Consider the following 6,799-nt stretch of genomic DNA (forward strand, 5'->3'; position numbering starts at 1 on the left):
TTGTCATAGAAATCAGAATGAGAAATCTCAAATATTTTGTCAATTAATGCTTGACAATACCCGTCATTTGTAAGAGGTTGAACCTCTATAATATCAAATTCTTCTGACTTTACGTTATGTAAAGCAACTTGTGTAAACTCTTTGAATTGTACAGTTTCTTTTATCAAATACTTCATCATAAATTAAGTTTTAGCAATTAACCTTTTATAGTGTAATTTGATGTAAATTAAAACTTTAAAAAAGACAAAAGGTGTCGCTAAAGATATTTAAAACTTCCTTATTCGATATATTGCTCTACTGCTTTATCTAATTCGTCGTTTACGATTTTTGCATAGATTTGAGTTGTTCCAATATCTGAGTGATCTAACAATTTTGAAACGTACTCAATACGCATTCCGTTAGCTAAAGCTTGGGTTGCAAATGTATGTCGGCTTAAATGGAATGATAACGAGAATGGAAATTCTAATTCTTTACCGATTCTACGCAATTTCTGACCACATAAAGTATTTTTGGCAGCTATTACTTTTAGTTGGTATTCGTTGGATTGTTCGAAGAAATTTGCTTCTGAAATGATTGGAAAAATAAAATCATCTGATTCGGAAGTTTCTTTCTTGTATTTGTTTAAAATCTCTAAAGCCGATTGACCTACTTTGAATTGATGTGAACGTTTCGTTTTACGAATGTTTAATCTGATACGTTGTTCGTTTTCATCATAGTTTTTCCATTGTAAGGTAACGACATCACCAAAACGTAATCCACCCGCATAACAACTGAAAATAAACATATCACGGAAATACGTATCTGTTTGACCAGATGAACTCTTGTGATTTTTTAGCTGCTCTATTTGTTCTTTGTTTAAAAACAGTCTTGTACTCTTGTCTTTTTTGATTCTTACACTCGCAAATGGATAAGTATTTAAAGTGATGACTTCTTCACGAATGGCATCTTTAAACATTATCGCCAGAATATTTAAAGCATAATGCATAGTTGTAGAACCATTCTTTAAACGATTGCTCATAAAATTGACATAATCATTTAAAACTGTTACTGTGATATCTTCAAAGTAGATTTCGTTTGTACCTAAAAACTTCTCGAACTTTTGAATATTCATTTTATAAGCTTTATAGGTTTGAGGTGATACATTCCCTCTGATACGTTCACAACGCTCGTAAGCATATTCAAAGAAATTCTTAATATCTTTTCCTTTGATCGCTTCTTTTAATCGCTTAGCGGAGATATTTCCACGCTTTCGCTCGTTATCAGCAACCATTGCTTCTGCATCTGCAATCTTTTGAGATAAGAAAGCATTCATTCTCGTTGAATTGGGATAATTGCGTTTTACTTTTTGTTTGACATCATCCCATTCGTTTTCTTTCAACTTTACTCCAGTTGCTATAAATTTTGTTTTACGATCCTTGATTAACCGGATATACAATGGACTGTGCCCTGTTTTATCTTCTTGGTTGGTGCGAAGTACTAATTTGATTGAAGCCATTGGAAATTGTATTATTGGTTAAAAATCTACTTTTCTAAACGAATGCAAACAAGTGAAATATTTTTGTAACTTGCTGATGCAAACGAATGTAACGTGATTCTAAGGTACAACAATTGGTACAACAAATCAAGGATTTCAATGCGTTAGAGTACTTTAAATTGAAACTTTAACATTCTATAAAACCTTATAAATAGGCAATTTAGAGAAAAATAGTATTGTCATATTATGTTTTCGGATAATTCAACTATATCCGAATCTAAAATTTGATTAATCATTTCACTATTCAAAACAAATCCATTCAACGAAATCGCATTTTCTTCGATTTGAACCGCATCTTTCATCGCATCTTTTACTTTCATTTCGATCAACGCATTCGATTTAAAAACCTTCCCTTCTACTTCTAAATTTGCAGCATTAGAAACCGCAACTTCTTCTTTGCATCAGCAGCCAATTCTGCATTACTTTCTGAACCTTTGTATTCATTACAACTTACGATAGAAGCAACTATAAAAAGTGCTAAAATAATTTTTCTCATGATGATGTTTTTTATGTTTGATTTTAAAATTACTTTCATCATTTCTCAATCATTCACTAAAATCCTTTTCTTTTACTTGTTTATTATTTTACAAATACAAAATATTGATAATCATTTATTTAATTTTATTTTACAAAAATTTATCTCCAAATAATTTTCAGAAATTCAAAAGATTAAGGAGGTTTGTAAAAGATTTAATTTACTTTTAACTGATTTGTTAATTATTGAAAAGAAAAAATGAAAGTGATTAAGCCAATTTTCCTAAACTTATTACTAAGTTCTGTTGTTTTTGGACAACGATCAGAACAACCAAAATCTGAAACATATCCAAAAAACATCTTCCAAAATCCTTTAGAAATTACCAATTATTTAGCTGGTAATTTTGGAGAATTACGTGCCAATCATTTCCACGCTGGGCTTGATATCAAAACTCAACAACGAGAAGGTCTGAAAGTAAAAGCGGTTGGAGACGGTTACATTTCTCGCATTAATATTTCGCCAACAGGTTATGGAAATGCACTTTATATCGATCACCCAAACGGATATACTTCTGTTTATGCCCATTTGAGAGAATTTACGCCCGAATTGCAAGAATATGTGCGCAAACAACAATATGCAAACGAAACGTTTAAGATAGAATTGCATCCAAAACCAAACGAACTTCCTGTAAAAATGGGCGATTTGATTGCTCTTTCTGGAAATTCTGGAGGTTCTGGAGGTCCACATTTACATTTCGAAATTCGTGATACCAAAACAGAAGAACCAATTAATCCTTTTTACTTCGGTTTTGATTTACCTGATACTCGAAAACCATCTATTTTAGGCCTATATGCTTATCCAATTTATGGCGATGTGAATCAAAAAACCAATCGTGTTGTTGTGGTAAATGGAGGTACAATTTCTGCCTCTGGCGCAATAGGTTTTGGTGTAAAAGCCTATGACAAACACAATGGAGCAGAAAATAACAATGGAGTTCATCAAATTAATATTTATGTGAATGATGAACCGATTTATACGTTTACTTCTAATCGTTTTTCGTTTGATGAAGCTCGAGCTATAAATACAGTTTGCGATTATGGCGATATTCAGAAAAATAATAGTTGGGTGTATCAAGGATTTGTGAAAGATGGGAATCCTGTCAGAATGTATTCAAATCTAAAAAACAATGGAATTTTAGAGCTTGAAGAAGGAAAATCGTACAAAGTAAAAATTGACGTTTCTGATTATGCAGGAAATTTATCTTCGCAATCTTTTACAGTTAATGGAAAAGCATTTGTAGATTCTGCAAAACTTACTGAAACAAATCCAATGTTGTGGAACAAAGAAAATCATTTCAAATCTGATGGAATCGAAATATTTTTCCCTAAAAATATTTTTTATGAAGATTTTGATTTAGCTTATAAATTCTCGAATGGTAAACATTGGGTGGGCGATTATTATATACCAGTTCATCAAACTTACACGTTAGCAATAGAACCGACTACTGACATTCCAACAGCGCAATTGGACAAAGCTGTTATTGTACGCGAATATCAAAAAAGAGGTGCTTGGAAAAAAGATTATTTAACAACAGAGCTCAAAAATGGAAAGCTTGTTGCAAATCCAAAAGATTTTGGTGTTTTTTCTATTTTAATTGACAATACTAAACCGACAATTACTCCGTTAAATATCAAATCAGATAGTCAATTTACTCAAGCTAATGCTATTATCAAATTTACAATTGATGATGCACAATCTGGGATAAAAGATTATAAAGCTTATATCGATGGTAAGTGGGTTTTAGCCGAATATGATCAAAAAATTAAACGATTATCAATTAATTTGAACAAAGAACAGATTTCGGTTGGCAACCATCAATTAGAATTAAACGTGAAAGATGAAAAAAACAACACAGCAACATACTCTACAACATTCAAAAAGATTTCTTAGTACCATAAGTTTATCTCTTTTGGGTGGAATTTTATTTGCTCAAACTGCGCAAATTAATGGTAAAGTTGTCGACGAAAATAGAATTCCAATTAGTGAAGCTGAGATTATTGTCAACGATCAATCTTATTTTACAGATCAAAATGGTAATTTCAAAATTGATATTCCATCAAATTCTTCCGTTACCGTAACTTTTAACAACAATGGTTATCATTCGTTTGCACAAACTTTTACGCTAAAAGATAAAAACAAGAAAGAGATTTTTGTTCAATTAGTTCCTGATCAAACCAATGCAATCGAATTAGGTGAAGCAACTATTTCTTTTCAATCCAATAAAAATAAACCTTTGCAAAGTACCGTTTTGAGTGCTGCGCAAATGCAACAAGGACCAAGTTTGACTGGCGGAGTTGCCGATTTATTGAAAACATTGCCTTTCGTAAATTCGAATACAGAATTAAGTTCGCAATATATGGTTCGCGGAGGAAATTATGACGAAAATTTAATTTACGTTAACGGAATCGAAGTTTATAAACCTCAATTGATTCGTTCTGGCGAACAAGAAGGTTTAGGTTTTGTAAATCCTGCGATGACGCAATTTATCAACTTTTCTGCTGGTGGTTGGGAAGCAAAATACGGCGACAAAATGTCTTCTGTTTTAGATGTTACCTACAAACGCCCAACAAAATTTGAAGGACAATTAGAAGCAAGTTTAATGGGCGGAAGTTTGACATTAGGCGGAGGTTCTAAAGACAAAAAACTTTCGGCAATTGTTGGAGCGCGCTATCAAAACAGAAATTTAGTGTTGAATACCTTAAAAGGTGATACCAATTTCAATCCCGAATATTACGATGTACAAGCCAATATCAATTATAAATTAAATGATAAATGGAATGTTGCATTTTTGGGGACAATGTCACGTTCGCGCTACGAAATGTTTCCTGTAAAACGTGATACGTACATCAACACAATGGATACTCCGTTGTTGCTAACTGTTTTTTATGACGGAAAAGAGGATGATAAATTTGCGACAGAAACAGGAAGTTTATCATTTACATATCAACCAAATTCTAAAGTAGATTTAGGGTTAGACCTTTTTGCTTATCATTCGAAAGAGCGCGAATATTTTGATATTCAAGGTTCTTATTTCATTTCCGAAGTAGACGAAAAAGGCCATGCTACTTCTACGAATGATGTTGGTTCGCAAATCGATCATGCACGAAATAATTTTGATGCGTTGGTTGCTGGAATTCAACACAAAGGAAAATATAAAATCAATGGAAACAATGATATTGAGTGGGGTGCAAAATTTCAACAAGAAGATATTCGTGATTTATTAGGTGAATGGCAAGCAATCGATTCGACAGGATATGTTGTGAATCCAAATCCAGGAAATGGTTTGAATTTAAGTTATTATGTGAATTCTAAAAATAATTTAAAAACCAATCGTATTTCAGGTTACGCACAATATACAAGCAAATTTATGTGGAATGATGCGAAAGTAATGTTCAACGCTGGTGTACGTGCAGCTTATTGGGATTTTAACGAAGAAACAACTGTTTCGCCTCGTGCTCAAATCGCTGTTAAACCAGATTGGGAAAGCGATATGTTGTTCCGTTTTTCGACAGGTATTTATTATCAACCTCCCTTCTATCGCGAAATTCGTCGTTTAGATGGTTCTTTGAATAACAAAGTAAAATCGCAACAATCAATTCATTTTATATTTGGAAACGATTACGAATTCAAATGGATGGATCGTCCGTTCAAATTAACAACTGAGGTTTATTACAAAATCTTAAATGATTTGAATCCGTATTATGTAGACAATGTGAGAATTCGTTATACGGCAGATAACAACTCCAAAGGTTATGCGTATGGACTTGATATGCGTTTATTTGGGCAGTTTGTTCCTGGTATAGATTCTTGGTTCTCGGCTTCGTATGCGCGAGCTTATCAAAATATTGATGACAGAGGAAATATTCCATTACCAACAGATCCTCGTTTCAAATTATCTGCATTTTTCCAAGATTATATGGAGTTTTTACCATCTTTCAAAGTGAATGTAAATTTGATTTATGCTTCTGGTTTACCAAACGGAGCACCACAATTTGCAGATCCTTACCAATACCAAACAACGTTGACAGATTACAAACGTGTTGACATTGGTTTTGTGAAAGAATTGATCAATCAAAAAGAATTGAAACCATCAAAAGGAACATTCTGGAGTAATTTCAAAGAAATTTCGATTGGTGTAGATGTTTTCAATGTGTTTGATATTAAAAACGAAATCAGTAATTCATGGATTCGCGACGTAAATTCGAGTGCAGTTTACACAATGCCAAATTATTTGACAGGACGTTTCTTGAATGGAAAGATTAATTTTAAGTTTTAAAACTATTCAAAATTAATATTAGGATAAATTAATTCTTATTAATAATGGATTTTCAAAAATATATCGGTTACATCATCATTCCAATTATATTTATTTTTTCAATTTCACCTATTTTTTTCATGAACAAGAAAATAGGTAAAATAAAATATTTAAAGACTTATAGTTTTATATTTTGGTTATTTTCATTTTTACTATTTTTCATATCATTAAATGAAATCTTTGAAAATCAAAACTTAAAAGGTTTTACTTTTTTCAATTTTTATAAAACTTTAGAATATTATTTTTTATGGATTTTACTTCCATTTTGGATATTTCCAATTTCAATTATATCAGGAATACTAACTCCATTTATTTTATATTTAAAAAGTAAGAATAATAAAAGAAACAAAGTATACTAACCCGTTGTGCATTTTAAATAATTTGAGTTTTTAGCTTATTAATATTTCGATTAAAG

General features: G+C 31.6%; 5 protein-coding genes. 2 read left to right on the forward strand and 3 right to left on the reverse strand.

Annotated elements, in window-relative coordinates; all coding sequences use genetic code 11:
• Positions 1 to 277 precede the first annotated feature (277 nt).
• The 3 genes from B4E59_RS06845 to B4E59_RS06855 form a co-directional block, all read right to left on the reverse strand.
• On the reverse strand, positions 278 to 1,495 hold the full coding sequence (locus B4E59_RS06845; protein ID WP_291052217.1) for a site-specific integrase: 1,218 nt from the start codon (positions 1,493 to 1,495) through the stop codon (positions 278 to 280).
• A 218-nt stretch (positions 1,496 to 1,713) separates the two neighbouring features.
• A complete protein-coding gene (locus B4E59_RS06850; protein ID WP_291046781.1) occupies positions 1,714 to 1,854 on the reverse strand; it encodes a hypothetical protein in 141 nt (46 codons plus the stop codon).
• A 41-nt stretch (positions 1,855 to 1,895) separates the two neighbouring features.
• On the reverse strand, positions 1,896 to 2,030 hold the full coding sequence (locus B4E59_RS06855) for a hypothetical protein (RefSeq protein WP_286496357.1): 135 nt from the start codon (positions 2,028 to 2,030) through the stop codon (positions 1,896 to 1,898).
• 237 nt (positions 2,031 to 2,267) lie between these two features.
• Between B4E59_RS06855 and B4E59_RS06860 the strand changes: the two genes are divergently transcribed.
• Together B4E59_RS06860 and B4E59_RS06865 are read left to right on the forward strand one after the other, a co-directional pair.
• Positions 2,268 to 3,959: a M23 family metallopeptidase gene (locus B4E59_RS06860; RefSeq protein ID WP_286496356.1), complete on the forward strand. Its 1,692-nt coding sequence runs from the start codon at positions 2,268 to 2,270 to the stop codon at positions 3,957 to 3,959.
• Positions 3,907 to 6,345, forward strand: a complete 2,439-nt coding sequence (locus B4E59_RS06865; RefSeq protein WP_291046777.1) for a TonB-dependent receptor — start codon at positions 3,907 to 3,909, stop codon at positions 6,343 to 6,345. The genes B4E59_RS06860 and B4E59_RS06865 overlap by 53 nt, the downstream gene beginning before the upstream one ends.
• Positions 6,346 to 6,799 lie beyond the last annotated feature (454 nt).

The organism is Empedobacter sp. UBA2044, from assembly GCF_002333005.1.
GTDB classification, from domain to species: Bacteria; Bacteroidota; Bacteroidia; order Flavobacteriales; family Weeksellaceae; genus Empedobacter; species Empedobacter falsenii_B.

What these genes read in the sequence shown, in the direction of transcription:
- B4E59_RS06845 (WP_291052217.1), bottom strand. Translation starts at nt 1,495, where the DNA reads ATGGCTTCAATCAAATTAGTACTTCGCACCAACCAAGAAGATAAAACA.
- B4E59_RS06850 (WP_291046781.1), bottom strand. Translation starts at nt 1,854, where the DNA reads ATGAAAGTAAAAGATGCGATGAAAGATGCGGTTCAAATCGAAGAAAAT.
- B4E59_RS06855 (WP_286496357.1), bottom strand. Translation starts at nt 2,030, where the DNA reads ATGAGAAAAATTATTTTAGCACTTTTTATAGTTGCTTCTATCGTAAGT.
- B4E59_RS06860 (WP_286496356.1), top strand. Translation starts at nt 2,268, where the DNA reads ATGAAAGTGATTAAGCCAATTTTCCTAAACTTATTACTAAGTTCTGTT.
- B4E59_RS06865 (WP_291046777.1), top strand. Translation starts at nt 3,907, where the DNA reads ATGAAAAAAACAACACAGCAACATACTCTACAACATTCAAAAAGATTT.